Genomic DNA, 20461 nt, shown 5'->3' with positions numbered 1-20461 from the left:
CGTTAGTTGGCGGCGGTGAAGCGGGCGCGGCGGTGCGCCGGGCTCTCGATCTCGTCCAGCATGGCTACTGCGTAGTCCTGCGTGGAGATGCTGTTGCCGGCCGGTGAATCCTTGGCAACCGTGTATTCACCGGTGCGCTCACCCGGCTGGATGACGGGAGCGGGAGCCAGGACGGTCCAGTCGATGGTCTCCGGGGTCTGCTTCACGGCTTCGAAGGCCTTGGCTGCGGTGGTGGCCTCTGCCTTGTAGGCCTCGGGGAAGTCGGGGGAATCGAGAAGGCGGACGCCGTCGATCTCCAAGGTGCCGGCACCGCCGACAATCATGAGGCGGGTTCCCTCGGCATTGCTGTAGGCGGAAGCCATCGCGTCGAGCCACTCGCCGTGGTCGCCGCCGGTGCGGCTGGGACCCGTAGCCAGCACAACGACGTCGTGATCCTTGGCGTTGGAGACGAAGGCCTGGGCGTCAGCCAGATCAGCTGCCTGGGCAGCGGCACCGGGAACCTCTGCACCCTTGCGGGAGATGGCTGTGACCTCATGGCCGCGGGTGATGGATTCGTTGACGATCTGGCTGCCGACCATACCGGTTGCGCCGTAGACTGCGATTTTCATAGCTCTCCTTGAGGTTGGTATCCTTGCAATAACCCCAACGGTATCCATTGGATACTGATAGCTTCAAAGGAACTGAGTTACCTTTTGGATACTAATGATCTCCCCGCAAATATCCTCGACCCCAACTGTCCTTCGCGGGTGGTCTTCCAACGCATCGGCGATAAATGGGCTTCGTTGGTGATTCAAGTGCTCGGTGACGGGCCGGTCCGCTTTTCGGAACTGCGCAAAATGGTGAACGTAGTTACTCCCAAGGTCCTGACGCAAACCCTGCGCGCCCTGGAACGCGACGGCCTGATTACCCGTACCGTCTACGCGCAGGTTCCGCCACGGGTGGAGTATGAGCTGACAGCTTTAGGCGAGTCCCTGCTGCAGCCGCTCACCATGTTGCGCCACTGGGCGGAGAGTCATGTGCCCAGCATTCTCGAAGCCCGTGACGCCTACGACGAAGCGCAGGACGAGGCCCTCCTCGGCTCCCCCAACTGAGTAACAGCAAACGTCCCACTGAGCGCTCAAACCGACAGGTACTGTTACCTAGTTGGGCTGCGCGGACGGGACCAGCGCACGGCTGATTCGTCCATCACGCATCGTGGTCACGGCGTCAGTGAGAGGCAGGAACTCTGTGTCGTGAGTGACCATGACGGTGGCTGTCTGGAATTCATCCGTGACGTGCCGGAGTAGCCGGACGATCGACTCGCTGCGTTCGTGGTCCAGCGCGGCCGTTGGTTCATCGACGAGAAGAACCGTTGGGCTTCCCATGAGGGCCCTCGCAATGTTCACCCTTTGACGTTGGCCTCCGGACAGCTGGTGTGGCCTCTTGTGTGCCACCCCGGACAGCCCGACGACGTTCAGTAGTTCCGCCGCCTTCTCGCGTTCGTCGCGTACAGGCTTTCCCCGCAGATGTTCGCGGATCAGCAACTGCTCGACGGCGGTCAGTGAGGGCAGCAAGTTGGCCTGCTGGAAGATGATGCCCACCTTGTCCCGGCGAAGGGCTGTGCATTCGGCCTCCGAAAGGGCCGACACATCCTGTCCGTCGATGATGACCAGCCCCGCCGTAGGTTTGATGAGAGTCGCGGCGACGGCCAGCAAGGAGGATTTTCCGGATCCGGAAGGACCCACGAGGGAGAGGAATTCACCCCTGCGGACGCTGAGGTTGACGGCGTCCAATGCCTTAAGGGTGGAACTGCCGTCAGGGTATTCGAGGGAGACGTTGTTCAGGTTCAGTGCCGGAGTCATGATGCATGCCTTTCTGGGAATGTATTAGTTGCCGCCGAGGGCCAGCAGTGGATCGACCTTGGTGACGTTTCTGACGGCCAGGACAGCCCCTGCCAAACCCAGGAGGACGATCCCTGCGATGGGAACCAGCGTGGTCATAGGCGTGATGAGGAAGGGTGCCACTTGAGCCGCGAAGAATCCGCCTGCCACGCCAATCAGTCCGCCCACGCAGGCGCCGATCAGCAGGACCAGGGCGGCTTGGGCAAGGGCATCCCGCAGCACGTAGCCGGATGAAGCTCCCATCGCTTTGAGTACGGCTATGTCTCGTGTGCGTTGCACGGTCCATACGGTCAGGAAGGCGACGATCACCAAGGCTGAGATCCCGTAGAGGAATGCCTGCATGAGCATGAGTGACCCGTTTTCACTCTTGTAGGAGGCCAAAGCTTGGAAGGAGCCCACGGGATCCGAGCTGACGGTGCCAGCCGCGGCGTTGGCGGCGTCGAGGTCCACGGAAGATCCGGCGTCGTAAGTTGCGGTGATAACAGTCGCTGTCCCGGGGGCCGCGTGGGCGATGGTCCGCCACGTGTCGAGCGTCGTCCAGACCACTCCGGTGTGGGAGTACCACTGGTCCTCCACAACCTCGGCCACGGTAAGGTCTGTCCGGCCCACCCGGACCCGGCCGCCGGCCTCCAGCGAGAGCTCCTTTGCCAGTGTTTCGCCAATCACCACCGTCCCGTCCTCCACAGCTGCCGGAGCCCCTGCCCCACCAAAGACGGCGGTGTTCGCTGTACCGCTCGGTGCGCCACCGTCCCCTAGCGACAGCACACGGCTTTGGCTGATTCCGAGTGCCTGCGCCGAAGTAACGCCGGGCTGGTCCCTCCACGTTTCCAGCTGAGCGGAGGAAACTTCCGATTCTGTGAAGGACGCCTTTGGCTCCCCGCCGGTAGGTGCGCCGAAGACGACCTGCTGAACGGGCAGGGCCCCAATGGCCGACGTCGACTGGTTGCCCAAGCCCGCCGTAAGCCCGGAAAGCATGACGAGCAACAAGGTGATCAGGGCGACGACGCTGGCCATGAGCGCAAAACGGCCCTTGGCGAAACGAATGTCGCGGATGGCAAGAAACATCGGATTCCTTCGATTCATTGCGGGGTTGGTCCCGTCCATATCAACTCTTCCGGCGACGCGTGGAAGGGACATCGGGAGCCGGATGGATTGGCTGGCATCGTGGGGTTGAGCTGACGATCAACCGAATGGTTGATTCCGGCTTCAGGGGACGGAAACGCGGGTTTTCCGAGGAATGTCGGGGATACGCTGGGATGCATGCAGTCTCCCGCTGGCGCCGCCACAATACTCCGCGTGCTGCGTGTGAGCCTGCATGTCGGTTTCGCGGTTCTGTTACTTGTGGCCGTTGTCCGTTTGGTGACGGGAATGGGAACCAGCGGCGCACCGTCGGTTCTGGCTGTGGCCGCTGGACTGGGGCTTTCGGCCCTGCTGGCGCTGGTGTACCTCAGTGGCACGCTTCTGGAAAAGCGTCATGCAAGCGACGCAACGCGCTTCAATCCCACGCCTTACGCACGCTGGTGGCTGGGCGCGGTGATGCTTGTGTGGCTGCTGCTCCTCCTGGTCAGCAGCGACTTCGCATGGGTGGCCTTCCCTCTGTTCTTCCTGCAACTGCACCTGCTCCCCCGCGGACTCGCCTTGCCCGCGATTGGTCTGAGCACTGCCCTTCTGGTGGGCACGCTGTGGTTCCACAGCCGGGGAGCATCCGACGGCGGCCTGCAGCTTGCGATGATCCTGGGACCGGTGTTCGGGGCCGTGTTCGCGGTGGTCACGGGGCTGGCGTACCGGGCCCTGTTCCTCGAAGCCGAAAACCAGCGCACTGTTGCTGACGAACTCCGCAGAACACGAGCGGAACTTGCCCGAACCCAGCACGACGCCGGAATGCTGGCTGAACGTGAAAGGCTCGCCCGGGAAATCCACGACACCCTGGCCCAGGGTTTCTCCAGCATCGTCTTGATGGGAAGATCCGCAGAGAGAGCCTTGGACGATGGCGACGCCACTGCTGCCAAGGAGCGGTTGCGGACAGTACAGGACACGGCGTCGGCCAATTTGGCTGAAGCGCGCAGCTTTGTTCGCGGCCTGCGTTCGCCGGACCTTGAGGAGTCAGGACTCGTCGACACCCTCCGCCGACTCTGTGGGAAAACGGAAACGGAGGCCGCTGCGCGGGGTTCCGCGCTGCGCTGCCGCTTCGAGCTGGTGGGTACGCCTGTGGAACTGCTGAACACGTACCAGACCACCCTGCTCAGGGCCGCCCAGGCTTCCCTCGCGAACGTATGGGCTCACGCCCACGCGCGGGCCGCCGTCGTGACCCTGTCCTTCCTTGGCGATGAGGTGACCTTGGACGTTTTCGACGACGGCGTTGGTTTCGAACCGTCGACGGCGGTGGGTCCAGCGCGTGGCGATGGGACCGGCGTCGGGCTTCAAAGTTTGCGGGAACGGCTGGCCGCGCTGGACGGCCGCTTGGAAATCGAGTCGGCACCCGGTGAAGGAACAGTGGTTGCGATTCGCGTGCCGCTGCCGGCGGATGAAGGTGCTGCGTGAGTGATATCCGTGTCTTGCTAGTGGATGACCACCCGGTGGTTCGGGCGGGGCTGCGGGCCATGCTCGCCGACTTTCCGGGTGTCACGGTGGTGGCCGAAGCGGCGGATGGTGACGCCGCCCTGGTGGAACTCATCAAGCTGCACACCCTTGGCGAGCCCGTAGACCTGGTGCTCATGGACCTGCAAATGGGCAGCGGCATGGACGGTGTGACAGCCACGGAAAAAATCAAGGCCGGCGAGGCTGGGACTCCCCCGCCGCCTGTGCTGATTCTGACGACTTACGACACCGACGCCGACATCCTCGCCGCGGTGGAGGCCGGTGCCAGCGGCTACATGTTGAAAGACGCCCCGCCGGATCAGATTAGACAAGCCGTTTTGTCCGCTGCTGCCGGGCAAACCGCGCTGGCACCCGAAGTTGCGGCGCGGCTCATGGGCCGCATCCGGAATCCTTCGCCCGCCCTGAGTGCCCGGGAAGTCCAGCTGTTGGAGCTCCTGGCGACGGGCATGAGCAACCGTGCCATGGCCAAGCAGCTCTTCATTTCCGAGGCCACGGTGAAGACGCACTTGGTGCACATCTACTCGAAGCTTGGCGTCGACAACCGAACCGCGGCCATTGCCGTAGCGACGCAGCGCAGGGTCATCCGCGGGCGCTAACTCCCAACTAAGTAGCAGTTAATGCCGTTTTGAGCGCTCAAAACGGCATTAACTGCGACTCAGTTGGGTACGGGGTGCCGGGTTTACGTGAGCTCCTTGGCCTGGGCTTCGTCCGTCTGCTGGCCGGGACAAGAAACTGTCAGGGGAACGGGGCATAATGTCGCAAATGGGGAAATTGAAAAAACACAGCCTTGTACTTGGTCTCGTATCGCTGGTCACGGCTGGTTCATTGACCGCCTGCGATGACGGCCGCGCCGGTGCGGAAGGAGCAGCCAAGCAGCTCGCGTCCTCGCTGGCAGCGCTCGACGTCGGCCAACTGGCCGTCGAGGGCAAGGACGCTGCCGCGGCCAACGATCAACTCAAAGCCGTGTTCGAGGGACTCGACGCCAAGCCGGCGGTCGCATCCGGCGACGTAAAACTCGACGGCGACACCGCAACATTTCCCCTTAACTACACCTGGAACATCGGGTCGGCCAAGTGGGAGTACAGTTCCGAGGCCACGCTGAAGAAGTCCGGCGACAAGTGGGCTGTCCAATGGACCCCCGCACTTCTGGCTCCCGAACTCTCCGAGGGTGAAACCCTGTCGGTCAAAACAGTTCCCGCCCAACGTGGTCAGATCCTCGGCGCCGGGGATGCGCCGATCGTTGAGGACCGTCCGGTCTTCCGTGTGGGCATCGACAAAACCAAGGTTCCGGCAGAGCAAGCCGATGCTTCTGCCCGTGCCATGGCGACGCTGCTCGGGCTCGATGCAGAAGAATACGCCAAGCAGGTTGCCGCCTCAGGTCCGCAGGCTTTCGTCGAGGGCATCGTGCTGCGTGCCTACACGGCGGAGATCACTGAGGCGAAAATCGAGGCCATTCCGGGCGGTTCGAGCATCCTGGACTCCATGGCTTTGGCTCCCACCCGGACCTTTGCCCGCGCCTTGTTGGGCAGCGTTGGCCAAGCCAGTGCCGAACAGATTGAAAACTCCAACGGTGCGCTGCGTGCCGGCGACACCACGGGTACCGGCGGCCTGCAGCAGAAGTACGACTCCTTACTGCGAGGCAAAGACGGCGTGGAAGTTCTCGCCACGCCCGAGGTGAAGTCTGAAGGCGAGACGCTCGGCACTAAGGTGTTCTTCTCGTCGCTCCCGTCCCCCGGCACTACGCTCAAAACCACCCTTGACCTGAAACTCCAGCAGTTGGCCGAAGAGACGTTGGCTGGTGTTGGACCAGCGTCGGCCATTGTTGCCCTCAAGCCGTCCACCGGAGCTGTCCTTGCTGCCGCGTCCGGACCCGGCAGCAACGGGTACAACACGGCTCTGCTTGGTCAGTATGCGCCCGGGTCCACGTTCAAGATCGTCGATTCACTGGCGATGTTCCGCAACGGCGCCACACCGGACTCGAAGGTTGAATGCCCCTCAACGCTGACTGTGGACGGCCGCACGTTCAAAAATGCCGAAGGCTACCCCGAAAGCTCCCTTGGCTCGGTGCCCCTGCGTGACGCGTTCGCACACTCCTGCAACACTGCCTTCATCAACGCCCGTGATGCCGTCAGCCAGGACCAGCTCGAATCCGCAGCCCAGGCCCTCGGCGTAGCGGTTGAAGCTCCCAAGCTTGGCGCTGACGCGTTCCTGGGTTCGGTTCCTGGCGCTGCCGAGGGTACCGAGCACGCCGCTTCCATGATTGGCCAGGGCAAGGTGCTCTTTTCCCCGCTCTCGGCCGCGGTCATGGCTGCTTCCGTCGCCAACGGCGCTCCCGTTTCTCCGCAACTCGTGTTGAACGCCGATGGCGCCCAGAACGCTGACGCTGCCCAGAACTCCAGCGCCAGTGCCGCGCCCACCGAAAGTGGCGGCGCGTCGCCGTCGTCCGCTTCAGCAAGCGCCGCTCCCGTGTCACCGGCGTCCACCAAACCGATCACCAAGGAAGAAGCCGCTGCGCTCTCAGACATGATGCGGGCGGTGGTGACCTCCGGGCACGCTGGATTCCTCGCGGAAGTCCCCGGGACGCCGGTAGGGGCAAAGACCGGTACCGCGGAGTTCGGGAATGACAACCCGCCCAAGACGCATGCGTGGATCGTCGCAACGCACGGGGACCTGGCAGTTGCCGTGTTTGTGGAAGAAGGCGGCCTCGGCGCCACCACCAGCGGACCCCTGCTGAAGTCCTTCCTTACTGCGGCTGGCTGACACCGCTTGGATGCGGAGCCACCCGCACCTTCCAGAGCAAGAGAGCTGTTCGCGGGATGGGCCAGAGAAGGGCCAATGCCAGGACCGGCACCAGGAAAAGTCCGACGTCGGGAAACTGGCGGACGATGACGGTGAGGTTCGTGTCAAACCTGGCGGGTGCATAAACGAAGCACAACCATAGTGCGAACGCGTCCAAGGCAAGCGCGCTGAAAACCAAGGTGAGTGGCTTCCACTTTGGGGGTGATGTGCGGCTCCTGAGTAGGATGGAAAGTGCCGGCCACAAACTGAGCAACTCTGCGAGCAGCAATGCCAGTGCGACGACCCAGCTGTAGCGCTGCAGCCAGTCCTCCTGCACAACTGTTGGTGCAGGGGGCTGACCGTGGAGGATCCGCAGGACATTGCTATCCACGGCCTTCAATCTTGAGGGTGCGGAGGTGTCATTGGCGTTGATAACCAACGCGACACCAATTCCGGAAGCGGGAATCATCGCCAGATACGTGTGCGAGTTGCCCCACTCGCCCTGATGTTCCAGCAGCAGCGGCAATTCTCCGTCAAGTGGTTGCCTGGAAGCATCCGCGGACTCCACAAGTGGACGGGTGAACCACCCCATGCCGTACCCCTTGGAGCCGTCCACCTGTACGCGGGGCTCGAACATCGCGTTCACGCTGTGCGGCTGGAGGACGCGGGCTTCGCCGTACCGCCCCTGCCCCAGCAGTGCCGTTAACTCGTGACCCAAGTCCTCGGCGGAGGAATACATGGTGGTGGACGGCATGCCAGTGGCTGGCGCAGGTGCATCCGTCTGACCCCAGAACGAGCCAAACCATAACGAATACCCGGCAGCCACATTGTCAGCGCGGGCAGCCGCCTGCGTCGGGTGGCTGTGGATCATGTCCAAGGGTTCGAAGACGTGCTGCCTCACGTAATCGCCGAAAGGCTGGCCTGAGACTGTTTGAACCAGGAGGCCCAGAATGTTGTAGTTTGCGTTGGCATACCCAAACGCTTCGCCAGGTGACCTGGCCAGAGGAGCGCCTGACAGTGCACGGACACCTTCTTCCAGGGCTTCGGGACCTTGGGTGTCGCTGCCTTCAAACGCCGTACCTGCTGAAGCCATTCCGCTGGTTTGGTGCAGCAGATGGCGGACTGTGATCGCGGACGCGCGGCTATCCTTCAATGCAAACCACGGCAGGTACGTCTGGACAGGCTCATCCAACTCCAGCCTGCCCGCCTCAACCTGCTGCATCACGGCAATTGCTGTGAGTGACTTGGTGGTGGACGCCAGGAGCACCGGCGTCTGAGCGGTCATGGGCCTTCCCGAGTTGTCGGCGCGGCCAAACGCAACTGAATGCACCTGGACGCCGTGCTGGACAACCACGACGGCGGCACCGGGAACCCCGAGCGTCTCAAGCTGGTCCTGGAGGAAGGTGTCCAAGGCCTCGTAGGCCGATCCAGTGATCTCCGCATTCTCTGCCGGGATGGCGGCGTTCCCGGCTGCCGGCGGGCCAAGGCCTCCCACCATAGTGGCGGCCAGCAAACAAGCGAGAAGGCTTCGCGATGACCGGGAACCAATTTGCATGCCATCACCTGCCCTGGGCTGACTGTCCCTTCACGGTAGCTCTTCACGGCAGAGGGGGACAGAAGGAAAACCATGCACCGCCACCGGGGCGTAAGTCAGCCCGGGCACCCAAGCCGGCTGCCGCCGTCGAGCGCTATTACGCCGCCGTGGGAGGATTGAAACGTGGCCCATATTGACGTTTCCGGCATCGACTACTTCCTCTCCGACGGCACCCAGCTGCTCAACGGGGTGACTTTCAAGGTCCCCGACGGCACCAAGACGGCGCTCATCGGACCCAATGGAACGGGCAAGACCACCCTGTTTAAGATCATTTCCGGCGATCTCACCCCTGACGAAGGTGTGGTGGGCCGTTCCGGAAACATGGGCATCATGCGGCAGTTCGTTGGGCAGGTCCGTGATGAATCGACCGTCCGGGACCTCCTGGTTTCCACGGCACAAGCCGGCCTCGCCGCTGCTGCGAAGGCCGTGGAGGACGCCGAACTGGCCATGATGGAGCACGATGACGAGCCCACGCAGATGAAGTACGCGCAGGTGATCGTGGACTGGGGAGACGCCGGCGGGTACGACGTCGAAACCGTCTGGGACGAAGTGTGCATGGCAGCACTCGGAATTTCCTTCGACAAGGCGCAGTTCCGCCGCGCCTCCACGTTGTCCGGTGGCGAGCAGAAGCGCTTGGTGCTCGAAGCCCTGTTTGCGGGTCCGGATGAGCTCCTGCTCCTGGACGAGCCGGACAACTATCTGGACGTCCCTGGCAAGCGTTGGCTGGAGGGGAAACTCAACGAGTCCAAGAAGACTGTGCTGTTCATCAGTCACGACCGTGAGCTGCTTAACAACGCCGCCGGCCGCATCGTCACGCTCGAGCCCGGCATCAACGGTGCCGGGGCGTGGATTCATGGCGGTGGCTTCGGATCCTACGTTGAGGCACGCGCTGACCGGAATGCCCGGTTCGAGGAACTCCGCAAGCGCTGGGACGAGGAGCACATCAAGCTCAAGGAACTCGTCAATATGTACAAGAACAAGGCCGCGTTCCGCTCCGACATGGCTAACAGGTACCAGGCAGCGCAGACCCGCCTCGCCAAGTTCCTGGAAGCAGGCCCGCCCGAGGCATTGCCGATCGAGCAGAACGTCAAAATGCGCCTCAAAGGTGGTCGAACGGCCAAGCGTGCTGTGGTGGCCGAGAAGCTCGAACTGACCGGGCTGATGAAGCCGTTCTCCACCGAGATCTGGTTTGGCGATCGCGTTGGTGTGCTCGGTTCCAACGGTTCCGGCAAGAGCCATTTCCTGCGCCTCCTCGCCACCGGCGGCACAGACCCCGAGCGCGAGCACCTGCCGGTGTCCGACGTAGTGATCGCTGAAGTGCCCCACGAGGGCACTGTGAAGCTGGGAGCCCGCATCCGGCCCGGCTTCTTTGCCCAGACACACGTCCGCCCTGATCTGTTGGGCAGGACCTTGTTGGAGATCCTGCACCGTGGAGACGAACACCGCTCCGGCCTTCCCCGCGAGGCGGCAGCTGGAGCCTTGGATTCGTACGGCCTGGCCGGTCAGTCCGAGCAGAAGTACGAGTCCTTGTCCGGCGGCCAGCAGGCTCGTTTCCAAATCCTGCTCCTGCAACTCTCCGGCGCCACCCTGCTGCTGCTCGACGAGCCCACGGACAACCTGGACCTTCACTCGGGCGAGGCTCTGGAGCGGGCCATCGATGCTTTCGAAGGGACCGTCCTGGCAGTCACGCACGACCGCTGGTTCGCCAAGTCCTTCGACCGCTTCATGATCTTCGGCTCGGATGGCAAGGTCTACGAGTCCGAGGAACCTGTTTGGGACGAGAAGAGGGTGGAGCGCGCCCGCTAAACCCCGGACGCTCTCTCACATTCCAGCGGTATTCCGCGAACGCTCTTGCACCTGCTGCGAGAGCGGTTCGCTTTAGGCCATGGGATGTGAGAGAGCGTCGGTGCGCAAATGATCACACCGGATGATTAACTGAGCAAACATTGTTACGGTTGAAGCATGGGAACTGCTGACCGCCACCGACTCATTGGCGAGTTGTTGCGCACCCGCGAAGAAGCCACGGTGGATGAACTCGTCCAAGCGACGGGAGCCTCCGGGGCCACCATCCGCCGTGACCTCGAGAGCCTCGCTGCCAACGGTGTGCTGAAACGGGTCCACGGGGGCGCCCGCAGCCTGGTGGCCCGAGGCGACAACCCCGGCTACGGGCAACGCGAGTTGGAAGACCACGGCGCCAAAATGCGCATCGCAGCAGCCGTGGACGCGCTCCTCAAAGACCGCGAGCACGTGTGGCTGGACAGTGGATCCACCGCCACGGAGATCGCACGCATGCTCAGCAGGCGCGAACTCACCGTGATGCCCATGTCTTTGCACGGCGTGGAGGCACTGACGCGTACCAAGGATGGCCGCACACCCGAGCTCATCCTCCCAGGTGGCAGCCTCATCCCAGGTGAGCAATCCTTCGGGGGACCCATGACGCAAGCCAACATCCGCTCGCTAAGGTTCGACACCGCCGTCGTAACTCCCTGTGCCCTCAATCTGAAAGACGGCCTGCTGGCCCACGACCTCGAGGACGCCGCAGTCAAGCGCGCCGGTCTGGAATCGGCAAGCCGGGTGATAGTGGCGGCTTCAGGAAGCAAATGGAATGCCAACGCGCTAGCACTCGTTGCAGCCATGGACACCGTGGCCGTCATCGTGACAGACCAGGAACCACCCCCCGAAGATCTTGCCCGGCTCAACAAACTCTCCGTGGAAGTTGTGATTGCATGACCACCAACACCAGAAGCACCACCAACGTCAACGCCGCTGCGGTGGCGACGTTCCTGATCTTCGGCATGAACGGTTTGGTCTTCGCCAGCTGGGCTGCCCGCATCCCCGCCGTGACCGAGGCACTCAGCCTGACGTCCGGCCAGATGGGCACTCTGTTGCTCTGCACCGCCGTCGGGTCCTTGCTGGCGCTTCCATCAGCCGGATGGGTGGTGGGCAGGATCGGTACAGCCAATACGGTCCGGGTGGCCGGCATCGTGGCTGGGGCTGCCGGCGCGGCAATCGCCTTCTCACTGATGGCCGCGTCCGTTCCGGGCACAGCCGTTGCCCTGTTCTTCTTCGGCATTGGCATCGGCCTGTGGGACGTGGCGCAGAACATTGAAGGCGCCGACGTCGAGCACCGGCTCAAGCGCACCATCATGCCGCAGTTCCATGCTGCCTTCAGCGGTGGCGCGTTCCTGGGCGCACTGATCGGTGCCGGCCTCTCCCAACTGGGTGTCGGCTTGCCGGAGCACTTGTTGGTCATCGCGGCCATCGCCGTCGCTTTGGCGCTGACGGTCCCTAAGTACTTCCTGCCGCACGCGGTTGAAGAAATTCACGACGGCGGCGTGGCGGCTGAGAAGGGCCCCGCGGCTTGGCGGGACGGCAGGACGCTGCTCATCGGCGTCGTAGTCCTCGGCGCCACCCTCACCGAAGGGGCAGGCAACGACTGGATCGCGAAGGCTGCCGTGGACGGGCTTGGCGCCTCGGAATCCACAGGCGCGTTGCTGTTCGCGCTCTTTGTTCTCGCTATGACCATCATGCGGTTCTTCGGCGGCAAGGCGATCGACAAGTTTGGACGAGTGAACGTCCTCCGGGCCAGCATGGCCGCGGCCGCCGTTGGCCTTGCATTGTTCGTCTTCGCCGGCAATGTAATCCTGGCAGGCGTTGGAGCAGCCCTCTGGGGCATCGGCGCGGCGTTGGCTTTCCCTATGGGAATGTCGGCCGCAGCGGACGATCCGAAGCACGCAGCTGCACGCGTTTCAGTGGTTTCCACCATCGGCTACGTAGCGTTCCTGGCTGGCCCGCCACTGCTGGGCTACTTGGGTGACCACACCGGAATCCACTTGGCCTTGCTGGCCATCGGAGCGCCTATTTTGCTTGCCCTGCTGCTTGCCGGCGTTGCGAAGCCCTTGCCGCCCAAATAGTCTGTCCGTCCGCTTGCGCATTCTCCTTGATGCATATATCGCGGAAACGCCACCACATCAGCAGGACAATGCCGGCGGCGAGGCACGCACCACCCAGTACGTCGCTTAGCCAATGGGCCGAAAGGTAGGTGCGGCTGATCATCATGGCGATAACACCAATGACTGCCATCAGTGCCATCCACCAACGTCCCACCAGTATGGAAAGCACCAGCAGGAAGGCAGTCGTCGCAGAGACATGCCCCGATGGGTATGAACCTGTATCAGAAAAAACCCTGGCGCCCTCCGGCCTATCTCTACCCACCACGGCTTTGGCAAGCTGCGTCAGCGCCAGCACGACGATGCCGCTCAACGCGGCGAAGACCGCCGCCATGGGTCGCTGCCATATGACGAGCGAAATCGCGAGCACCACATGGAAGACGAGCATCCCCGCGTAGCCGGCCCAGTTGAGGACGACGTTGACTCCATCCCAGAAGGGTGAGTGCAGGCTGAAGGCGTAGGCCTGCCATATAGTGTCCACGCCGTTGAATGCCGGTTCCCCTTGCCCTGCCATAAGCAGCACCCCGGGAATTGCGAACGCACAGAGCAGGAGCACTCCGGGGGTGACCAACTGCCAGCTGGGAGGTTGACGCGGATGGAGTACACGAATCATCCATTCATCGTAGCGACGGCAGCTTGGCGACACCGGCAGGCGTTAGTGTGATGGGATGCGAGGCTTCTTGGGCAAAGGCCCCAAACGGGTTGCGAGATTCGATCATTTCCTGGTCCGGGCTGTGTCCCGGCAACCCCAGGGTGATCACGACGTGTTCTTTCGCGAACTCTCTGCTGCGGCCACCAAAGGCAAACTTTGGTTCGGTATTGCAGGGATCATGGCTACTTTCCCCGGAAAGCCCCGGAGGGCAGCCCTGCACGGCCTCCTTGCCTTGGGTGTTGCCTCCGGGGTTACAAATCTGGTCTTCAAAACGGCGCTGCCCCGGACCCGCCCGCTGCCCGAGCATTTGCCCATCTTTCGTTTCGTGCACCCCCAGCCGATCAGTTCTTCCATGCCGTCCGGTCATTCCGCGTCGGCGGTGGCCTTTGCAGTAGGCGCCGGTATTGTTTCCCCGACGCTGGGCGCCTTGTTGGCTCCCATCGCTGCCGGCGTCGCCTACTCGCGCGTGCACACGGGTGCCCATTGGCCTTCCGATGTGGTGTTCGGTTCCGCCCTGGGGGCGGGAGCGGCCTTACTGACCCGCAAGTGGTGGCCAGCGCGACCGCCCGAACCGGCTCCCCGGCGGACCCCTGCGGAGGCACCGGCAATTTCCGACGGCGAAGGGCTGAGTATCGCTGTCAACGTCCTAGGTGGTTCTTACTCCCCCGAGACTGCGGAATTGTTGAAAGTTATATTCCCTAAGGCTTATATACGGGAAATTTCTGAGGGTGAGGACGTCGCGGCCGAGATAGATGCGGCGGCAACCCGGCCAGGCACCGTTGCGCTCGGTGTCTGGGGCGGTGACGGAACGGTTGGCACTGCCGCGGCTGCCGCCGTCGAGCATTCACTGCCCCTCCTGGTGCTTCCGGGCGGAACCCTCAACCACTTCGCCCGCGACCTCGGCACCAGCTCGATTGACGACGCGATCGATGCTGTGACTAAAGGACATGCAGCGTCCGTCGACCTGGGACACGTGGTGGTGCAGCGGGGCCTCCCCGAGACGCCGGAGACAACGAATCTGGCCATGCTGAACACTGCCAGCGTCGGCGTGTATCCCAACTTGGTGAGGCGGCGGGAGCGGCTCCAGCCGGCCATGGGCAAACCGCTGGCCGGCTTGGTGGCGTCCCTGCGTACGTTCGGCGTGAACTCCCCCACCACCCTCCTGGTGGATGGGGTGAAACACAAGCTGTGGATCCTCTACATGGGCAGGGGCCGGTTCTATCCCAGCGATCATGCGCCGCTTCGCAGGCCGGTGTTGGACGACGGTGTTTTCGATCTGCGCATGATCACAGCCGATGAGCCGTTCGCCCGGGCGCGACTACTGTGGGCGGTAGTGACCGGCACCGTTGCCGCGTCCAAAGTCACCCACTTGACCGAGGCCACCACAATCACGGTGGAGGCTATTGGGCAACCATTGGTCCTGGCGGTTGACGGGGAGCCGAAGCCCGGAGTCCGGAGTGCGACGTTCACTGTGAAACCGCGCGAGCTCACCGTGTACTCGCCGCTGCCGGCGGACTGAGTTGGCCTACGGGATTGACCGGACCGGGTCATCCGCGAGGACTACCCTGACTGAACCCTGAATCATCCCTGAGACAGGCGATTTACCGCCCCTCCGTGAGTAGCGTTGTAGGTACATTCAAAACTCACTTGCACACATATGTGCTCCGAGGAGGGAACGCTTCCATGATCGAAGCAAAAGGCCTGACCAAGGTCTACGGCGAGAAGACCGCCGTTGGCGGCGTCAATTTCACTGTCCAAGCCGGACGGGTGACGGGCTTCCTGGGCCCGAACGGTGCCGGCAAGTCAACAACAATGCGCATGATCATGGGACTGGACGCTCCTACGTCGGGTTCTGTAACCGTGAACGGTGAGCCCTTCGCCCAGCACAAGGCGCCGCTGCGCGAGATTGGTGCCCTTCTGGACGCCAAGGCTGTCCACACGAGCCGCACTGCCTACAACCACCTTCTTGCCATGGCGGCGACGCACAGCATCCCCAAGAGCCGGGTTCGTGAAGTCATCGAGATGACCGGCCTGGGTGACGTTGCCAAGAAGAAGGTCAAGGGATTCTCGCTCGGTATGGGTCAGCGCCTCGGCATAGCCGCCGCGCTGCTGGGCGATCCACAGACCATCATCCTGGACGAGCCGGTCAACGGCCTCGATCCTGAAGGCGTGGTTTGGGTTCGCAACCTCGTCAAGTACCTGGCCTCCGAAGGACGCACAGTTTTCCTGTCCAGCCACCTCATGAGTGAGATGGCGCTGACGGCAGACCACCTGATTGTGATCGGTCGAGGCAGGATCATCGCCGACGCACCCATCGCCGAAATCATCACCGGCAAGGGCCAGGCACGCACCCGAGTCCGCACTGATCAGCCGGAACGCCTCATGCAGCTCCTTGCCGGAACCGGTGTCTCCGTGGAGGTCCACGAACGCGAACTGCTGGAGGTTTCAGGGCTGGATCCCCGAGGCATCGCACGCACCGCCTTGGAGAACCAGGTCATGGTCTACGAGCTGACCCCGCTCCAGGCAAGCCTTGAAGAGGCTTACATGGAGCTCACCAAGGACGAGGTCGAATACCACTCGCACATCACCACCGGGGCCTCGGTTCCCGCTCAGGTCGGAGGGAAATAAACATGAGCACCACTACCTTGGACCGCAAGTCCATCCGTAACTCCGTCGGTCCCGGACCGGCGTTCCACCGCGTACTCAACTCGGAATTCATCAAGTTCCGCACCTTGATGTCCACTCTGATCCTCCTGGCCTCCACGGCACTGGTCATGGTGGGCTTCGCAGCTCTCTCGGCCTGGGGAACAGGGCAGTTTGCGGAGCAGGCCGCCGCCGATCCCGAAGTGGCAGCCGCCATGGCCGCACAAGGCGGAGACCTCGCAGTCACCATCCCCACGTCAGGTATTTCGTTCGCCCAGCTCATCCTCGGTTCCTTGGGCGTCCTGCTCATGAGCTCCGAGTTCACCACCGGCATGGCACGCTCAACGTTTGCCGCCGTTCCCAAGCGGCTCACGCCATTCCTGGCCAAGCTCATTGTGGTCATGGTCAGCGCCTTCCTGCTGACAGCGGTGTCCATTTACATCGCCGGCCTGGTGTCGCTACCAATCGTCGATACCTACGACCTCAAGCTGGATCTCGGCAGTTCACAGTCCATCAAGCTCCTCCTGGTCAACAGCCTCTACGTTGCAGCTGTGGCGGCCATTGGCATGGCCTTGGGAACAATCGTCCGTAACTCGGCCGGTGGCATCATGAGCCTGGTGGGACTCCTGTTCGTTGCACCCATAGCTTTCCAGCTCATCCCCGGCGACTTCTTCAAGGAAGCCAACAAGTACCTGCCCACCAGCACCATCACTCCGATGACCGCCGTCGAGCACGTCCCGGACACGCTGGAAGCGTGGCAGGCTGCGCTGGTTCTTGGTGCTTGGGTGGTTGTGCCGGTAGCCCTGGCCATGGTTTTACTCAAGAAGCGGGACGTCTAGGACGGGTTGCCGTCTAGGCTCAATCCATGACTGAAGTTTCGCAGATGAAGGACGCGTCGGGCACCACGGCCGACGCGTCCTTCGCTGAAATTACCCAGCGCCGCAGGGGCAGGATCCGGCGCTACTTCTACAAGCGCCCACGGGCCATGGATGCCGTGGTGATCCTTTGCTACCTTCTGTTGGCGTTGCCCACCATCATTACCTCGATCATCGATGGCAAGTGGCTCGTGGTGGCAATCCTGCTGTTGATCGCCATCGCGTTGATTTTCAGGCGGCAATTCCCGCTTCAGGTGGTGCTCGCCGTCGCGCTTCTGGAAATCGCGGCCACCATCCTGAACCCGTGGGGCTCGAACGTTTCTGCGGGTCTTTGGTTTGCGCTCTATGCCGTGGCGTCCCTGAGGAAGCGTGCACTGGCACTGGTGGTTTTTGCTGCAGCCAGCCTGCCGCTGAGCCTTCTCTACTTGTTCATGTGGACGAGCCCCAGCCAGATGGACAACTTGCAGGACGTCCCGGAGAACTTCCACCTCATCAACAACATCGCCACTGCGGCATCCATCATGCTGTCCAACCTCCTGGCTACTGGCATCGGCATCTCGGTACGGCAGCGCAGGGAGCACGAAGCGGAAATCGCGGCGTGGGCCGCGAGGACCACGCAGCTCGGCAAGGTCACCGAGCGCAACAGGATCGCCCGCGAAATGCACGACGTCGTGGCCCACTCGCTGACAGTCATGATCAGCCTCTCAGACGGGGCCGCCGTGGTGGTCAAGAAGGATCCGGATCGAGCCGGTGAGGTCCTCGGCGAACTATCACGCACCGGAAGGGCCGCACTGGCCGATATGCGCAGGGTCCTCGGGGTTCTGCGGGATGACTCCGGGCGACCGGCACCGCTGACGCCCCTTGAATCCGGTCAGAACCTGGCGAAACTCCTGGACGGTTTCCGCACCGCCGGACTGCCGCTGCACTACGCCCATTCGGGGCCGGGCCTCCCGGCCGACCCCGCTTTTGAACTGACCGTCTACAGGATCGTGCAGGAGTCGCTGACCAACGTCCTGCGGTACGGTCGGTCGCTGAGCCGAGTTGACGTGCACGTGGCCCGCGACGGCGATTTGGTCACCATTGACGTGCTCGACGACGGCCGCGGAACCCGCGAGGGCAGCAGCGACTCCGTGGGCAGCCTGGGGACCGGACAAGGCATTGCGGGAATGAATGAACGTGCCGGAATCTATGCTGGAATCGTTACTGCCGGTCCAGGAAAAAGGGGAGGCTGGGCGGTCCATGCCGAGCTCCGCTGGAACGGCGAAAAGGGGGAATCATGACCGAAGACAACATCAAAGTGCTGCTGGTGGACGATCAGCCACTGCTGCGGATGGGCTTCCGGCTCATTCTTGAAGGGCAAGAGGACTTCCACGTTGTGGGCGAGGCTTCCGATGGGATTGAGGCCGTGCGCCAGGTTGAGGCCCTGCAACCGGACGTAGTGCTGATGGACGTACGCATGCCCGGCATGGACGGCATTGAAGCCACGCGTCGGATCTCGGATTCAGGCTCCGATGCACGGGTCATCATCCTGACCACGTTCGACCTTGATGAGTACGCCTTCACCGGACTACAAGCCGGGGCCTCCGCATTCCTGCTCAAGGATGTTGCTCCCTCTGAGCTGGTCCACGCAGTGCGCCTGGTTGCCAGTGGCGATGCTGTGGTGGCGCCACGTGTTACGCAACGGCTGCTGGAAACTTACGTTCGCGGGGGCGTCGTGCCCGGTCACGCGCCGAGTCCGCATCGGGACCCGCTCCTGGATGAACTCACACCGCGGGAAACGGAAATCCTCACCACCATCGCGGAGGGCCTCTCCAACGCTGAGATCGCCCACAAGTTCTTCCTATCCGAGGCCACGGTGAAGACCCACGTCCGCCGAATCCTGAGCAAGCTGCAGCTCCGGGACCGGGTGCAGGTTGTGGTCTACGCCTACGAAACCGGGCTCGTGGTGCCGAGCAACCCGGACTACTGACACTCAGCCTGCCCTCGAAATAGCTTGCTGCCACGTTTGCTGCGCGTCCGGACATGTACAGGTTGTTAGGACACGGTACGCAAGCTTTGGGGGAACGATGAACGATGAGCAACTGGATGCGCAACTTCAGCGGGCAGATCCGGCAAAGAAGTGGGCCTTCGAGCCTGATGCTGCTCACAACGTCGTCAAGGAACTGCGGGCGGGAGCATCCCGCAAGCCAACTCCCCGGAAACGGCGTAGTTGGATTTCGCTGTTGGTCGCAAGCGCGGTGGGAGCGGCCGGCGTCGGGGTGGCTTCCCCGGCGGTAGCGCAGTTCATGGGATTCCTGACCGAGGAGGTCGAAAACCCGTTACCTGTTCCAACATCAACCGGGGAGGGCAACATCCGGAACCTGGACGTACCGGGTTCGGAATGGATCAATCCGCTTGCCTCCGACTACGCAGAGTTCGCCAAGTCCAAATACAGTTCGCTGCCGTTGCCCCCGAGGTATGACGAAGCGCGACTCAAGAACGCCTCCTCCCTGAAGGAAGCGAAGGTGTATCAGGACAATGATCAGGGCAGTGGCACCGTCACTCAGGACATCGCACCTACCGTCCGGTACGAAGGGTTGGTTCGGTGCCTATGGGAAGCAGAATGGCTGGACCGGCACTCTGCAGGCGACCGGGAAGGGCAAGCGAAGGCGGTCTCTGTCCTCAAGCAGTCCCTTGCATGGCCAGCCACGATTGCCACGGACGGGGGTGGCGTGGTGGACCGCATGACGGCGTCCGTTGCCGCAGCCGAAGCAGGTAACGCTGAGACTGTGGAAGCTGATCACCGATCCTTGGGTTGCAGGGACATGATCAAAGGTCTGGAGCAGTGACTCCGACCCCTGCCGGCGCTGACTTCTCATGGACGACCATCCTCGAAGACCGGTTCGAGGAAAATGTCCGGGAGCTGACACCTGCGCTCATGGCATACTTCGTGCGCCGAGTTGATCCCGTAGAGGATGCGGCCGACTGTGTGTCCGAGGCGCTCCTGGTCCTGTGGCGACAGCGCGACCGACTGCCAGAGGGCCAAGCGGAGGTCCGCGCGTGGAGTTTCGGCGTTGCCAAAGGAGTGTTGGCAAACCACCGCCGGGGAAAGGTCCGCAGGGGAGCGTTATCGGAAAAGCTGCGTCAAGGGCTCGTACATGAACCGCAAGCACCATACGAATCCGATGGGGAGGTTCACAGAGCCCTTTCCCTTCTTCGGCTGAAGGACAGGGAATTGGTCATGTTGATTGTCTGGGACGGATTCGGAGTCGCTGAGGCAGGGGCGATCCTGGGACTCTCTGCAACTGCGTCGAGGACCCGCTACTCGCGCGCGCGAAAGCAGTTGAAGGACACTCTGGAACGTAATCCTGAGTCGAAGGAGTAGCTTCACCGGTGGACGTAACGTGCGTTATATACATTCACAAATGCATTTAACGCTCATTAGGGCTTGGTTATGTGTTACCTTCGTCACTACAAGCGCCGCTTCGGCTCCCCACACCGAGAGTTCCCGG

19 protein-coding genes are annotated in these 20461 nt (G+C 62.6%); 14 read left to right on the top strand and 5 right to left on the bottom strand.

From position 1 onward, the window contains the following. Positions 1 to 2 precede the first annotated feature (2 nt). Positions 3 to 608, bottom strand: coding sequence for an NAD(P)-dependent oxidoreductase (locus ACZ881_RS17255; RefSeq protein WP_091464236.1), 606 nt, complete (start codon positions 606 to 608; stop codon positions 3 to 5). A gap of 84 nt (positions 609 to 692) precedes the next feature. Here ACZ881_RS17255 and ACZ881_RS17250 point away from each other — a divergent pair, with 84 nt between their 5' ends. Beyond that, complete coding sequence (locus ACZ881_RS17250) at positions 693 to 1091, top strand: winged helix-turn-helix transcriptional regulator (RefSeq protein ID WP_364308589.1); 399 nt, start codon at positions 693 to 695, stop codon at positions 1089 to 1091. Between the two features lie 48 nt (positions 1092 to 1139). Here the strand turns inward: ACZ881_RS17250 and ACZ881_RS17245 are convergent, their stop codons facing one another. After that, complete coding sequence (locus tag ACZ881_RS17245; protein WP_476117286.1) at positions 1140 to 1841, bottom strand: ABC transporter ATP-binding protein; 702 nt, start codon at positions 1839 to 1841, stop codon at positions 1140 to 1142. A gap of 24 nt (positions 1842 to 1865) precedes the next feature. Further along, positions 1866 to 2945: an ABC transporter permease gene (locus ACZ881_RS17240; protein WP_476117285.1), complete on the bottom strand. Its 1080-nt coding sequence runs from the start codon at positions 2943 to 2945 to the stop codon at positions 1866 to 1868. Between the two features lie 195 nt (positions 2946 to 3140). Here ACZ881_RS17240 and ACZ881_RS17235 point away from each other — a divergent pair, with 195 nt between their 5' ends. The 3 genes from ACZ881_RS17235 (at position 3141) to ACZ881_RS17225 (ending at position 7238) form a co-directional block, all read left to right on the top strand. Continuing rightward, the gene (locus tag ACZ881_RS17235; RefSeq protein WP_476117283.1) at positions 3141 to 4421 is read left to right on the top strand and encodes a sensor histidine kinase; all 1281 of its coding nucleotides are present in this window, start codon (positions 3141 to 3143) and stop codon (positions 4419 to 4421) included. Further along, entirely contained in the window at positions 4418 to 5074 is a 657-nt protein-coding gene (locus tag ACZ881_RS17230) for a response regulator (protein ID WP_476117281.1), read from the top strand. The genes ACZ881_RS17235 and ACZ881_RS17230 overlap by 4 nt, the downstream gene beginning before the upstream one ends. Before the next feature lie 166 nt (positions 5075 to 5240). Continuing rightward, positions 5241 to 7238, top strand: coding sequence for a penicillin-binding transpeptidase domain-containing protein (locus ACZ881_RS17225; protein ID WP_476117279.1), 1998 nt, complete (start codon positions 5241 to 5243; stop codon positions 7236 to 7238). On the opposite strand, the gene ACZ881_RS17220 is transcribed toward ACZ881_RS17225, so the two are convergent. Then, positions 7222 to 8811, bottom strand: a complete 1590-nt coding sequence (locus ACZ881_RS17220) for a serine hydrolase domain-containing protein (RefSeq protein WP_476117277.1) — start codon at positions 8809 to 8811, stop codon at positions 7222 to 7224. The genes ACZ881_RS17225 and ACZ881_RS17220 overlap by 17 nt on opposite strands. Before the next feature lie 162 nt (positions 8812 to 8973). Here ACZ881_RS17220 and ACZ881_RS17215 point away from each other — a divergent pair, with 162 nt between their 5' ends. The 3 genes from ACZ881_RS17215 (at position 8974) to ACZ881_RS17205 (ending at position 12764) form a co-directional block, all read left to right on the top strand. Further along, a complete protein-coding gene (locus ACZ881_RS17215; RefSeq protein ID WP_476117275.1) occupies positions 8974 to 10656 on the top strand; it encodes an ABC-F family ATP-binding cassette domain-containing protein in 1683 nt (560 codons plus the stop codon). Between the two features lie 156 nt (positions 10657 to 10812). Next, entirely contained in the window at positions 10813 to 11580 is a 768-nt protein-coding gene (locus ACZ881_RS17210) for a DeoR/GlpR family DNA-binding transcription regulator (RefSeq protein WP_476117273.1), read from the top strand. Next, positions 11577 to 12764, top strand: coding sequence for an MFS transporter (locus tag ACZ881_RS17205; RefSeq protein ID WP_476117271.1), 1188 nt, complete (start codon positions 11577 to 11579; stop codon positions 12762 to 12764). The genes ACZ881_RS17210 and ACZ881_RS17205 overlap by 4 nt, the downstream gene beginning before the upstream one ends. Here the strand turns inward: ACZ881_RS17205 and ACZ881_RS17200 are convergent. Further along, complete coding sequence (locus ACZ881_RS17200) at positions 12709 to 13413, bottom strand: phosphatase PAP2 family protein (RefSeq protein ID WP_476117269.1); 705 nt, start codon at positions 13411 to 13413, stop codon at positions 12709 to 12711. The two genes, ACZ881_RS17205 and ACZ881_RS17200, sit on opposite strands and share 56 nt — an antisense overlap. A 55-nt stretch (positions 13414 to 13468) precedes the next feature. On the opposite strand from ACZ881_RS17200, the gene ACZ881_RS17195 reads away from it, so the two are divergent. From ACZ881_RS17195 to ACZ881_RS17165, 7 genes are all read left to right on the top strand, one after another. Further along, a complete protein-coding gene (locus ACZ881_RS17195; protein ID WP_476117267.1) occupies positions 13469 to 14971 on the top strand; it encodes a phosphatase PAP2 family protein in 1503 nt (500 codons plus the stop codon). Between the two features lie 164 nt (positions 14972 to 15135). Continuing rightward, positions 15136 to 16080, top strand: a complete 945-nt coding sequence (locus ACZ881_RS17190; RefSeq protein WP_091464204.1) for an ABC transporter ATP-binding protein — start codon at positions 15136 to 15138, stop codon at positions 16078 to 16080. A 2-nt stretch (positions 16081 to 16082) separates the two neighbouring features. Beyond that, on the top strand, positions 16083 to 16934 hold the full coding sequence (locus ACZ881_RS17185; protein WP_476117265.1) for an ABC transporter permease: 852 nt from the start codon (positions 16083 to 16085) through the stop codon (positions 16932 to 16934). A gap of 26 nt (positions 16935 to 16960) precedes the next feature. Continuing rightward, positions 16961 to 18250, top strand: a complete 1290-nt coding sequence (locus tag ACZ881_RS17180; protein WP_476117263.1) for a sensor histidine kinase — start codon at positions 16961 to 16963, stop codon at positions 18248 to 18250. After that, positions 18247 to 18939: a response regulator gene (locus tag ACZ881_RS17175; protein WP_091464196.1), complete on the top strand. Its 693-nt coding sequence runs from the start codon at positions 18247 to 18249 to the stop codon at positions 18937 to 18939. The genes ACZ881_RS17180 and ACZ881_RS17175 overlap by 4 nt, the downstream gene beginning before the upstream one ends. A gap of 97 nt (positions 18940 to 19036) precedes the next feature. Then, entirely contained in the window at positions 19037 to 19798 is a 762-nt protein-coding gene (locus tag ACZ881_RS17170; RefSeq protein WP_476117261.1) for a hypothetical protein, read from the top strand. Next, positions 19795 to 20334 (top strand): RNA polymerase sigma factor, encoded by a 540-nt coding sequence (locus ACZ881_RS17165; RefSeq protein WP_179018003.1) that lies wholly within the window; start codon positions 19795 to 19797, stop codon positions 20332 to 20334. Before ACZ881_RS17170 ends, ACZ881_RS17165 begins: the two co-directional genes overlap by 4 nt. Positions 20335 to 20461 lie beyond the last annotated feature (127 nt).

Source organism: Paenarthrobacter sp. TE3676, from assembly GCF_056279165.1.
The sequence above is the reverse complement of the archived record's forward strand: the minus strand, read 5'-3'. Positions and strand labels throughout refer to the sequence as shown.

What these genes read in the sequence shown, in the direction of transcription:
- ACZ881_RS17205 (WP_476117271.1), top strand. Translation starts at nt 11,577, where the DNA reads ATGACCACCAACACCAGAAGCACCACCAACGTCAACGCCGCTGCGGTG.
- ACZ881_RS17200 (WP_476117269.1), bottom strand. Translation starts at nt 13,413, where the DNA reads ATGATTCGTGTACTCCATCCGCGTCAACCTCCCAGCTGGCAGTTGGTC.
- ACZ881_RS17175 (WP_091464196.1), top strand. Translation starts at nt 18,247, where the DNA reads ATGACCGAAGACAACATCAAAGTGCTGCTGGTGGACGATCAGCCACTG.
- ACZ881_RS17220 (WP_476117277.1), bottom strand. Translation starts at nt 8,811, where the DNA reads ATGCAAATTGGTTCCCGGTCATCGCGAAGCCTTCTCGCTTGTTTGCTG.
- ACZ881_RS17210 (WP_476117273.1), top strand. Translation starts at nt 10,813, where the DNA reads ATGGGAACTGCTGACCGCCACCGACTCATTGGCGAGTTGTTGCGCACC.
- ACZ881_RS17240 (WP_476117285.1), bottom strand. Translation starts at nt 2,945, where the DNA reads ATGTTTCTTGCCATCCGCGACATTCGTTTCGCCAAGGGCCGTTTTGCG.
- ACZ881_RS17235 (WP_476117283.1), top strand. Translation starts at nt 3,141, where the DNA reads ATGCAGTCTCCCGCTGGCGCCGCCACAATACTCCGCGTGCTGCGTGTG.
- ACZ881_RS17170 (WP_476117261.1), top strand. Translation starts at nt 19,037, where the DNA reads ATGAACGATGAGCAACTGGATGCGCAACTTCAGCGGGCAGATCCGGCA.
- ACZ881_RS17225 (WP_476117279.1), top strand. Translation starts at nt 5,241, where the DNA reads ATGGGGAAATTGAAAAAACACAGCCTTGTACTTGGTCTCGTATCGCTG.
- ACZ881_RS17195 (WP_476117267.1), top strand. Translation starts at nt 13,469, where the DNA reads ATGCGAGGCTTCTTGGGCAAAGGCCCCAAACGGGTTGCGAGATTCGAT.
- ACZ881_RS17180 (WP_476117263.1), top strand. Translation starts at nt 16,961, where the DNA reads ATGACTGAAGTTTCGCAGATGAAGGACGCGTCGGGCACCACGGCCGAC.
- ACZ881_RS17185 (WP_476117265.1), top strand. Translation starts at nt 16,083, where the DNA reads ATGAGCACCACTACCTTGGACCGCAAGTCCATCCGTAACTCCGTCGGT.
- ACZ881_RS17190 (WP_091464204.1), top strand. Translation starts at nt 15,136, where the DNA reads ATGATCGAAGCAAAAGGCCTGACCAAGGTCTACGGCGAGAAGACCGCC.
- ACZ881_RS17245 (WP_476117286.1), bottom strand. Translation starts at nt 1,841, where the DNA reads ATGACTCCGGCACTGAACCTGAACAACGTCTCCCTCGAATACCCTGAC.
- ACZ881_RS17255 (WP_091464236.1), bottom strand. Translation starts at nt 608, where the DNA reads ATGAAAATCGCAGTCTACGGCGCAACCGGTATGGTCGGCAGCCAGATC.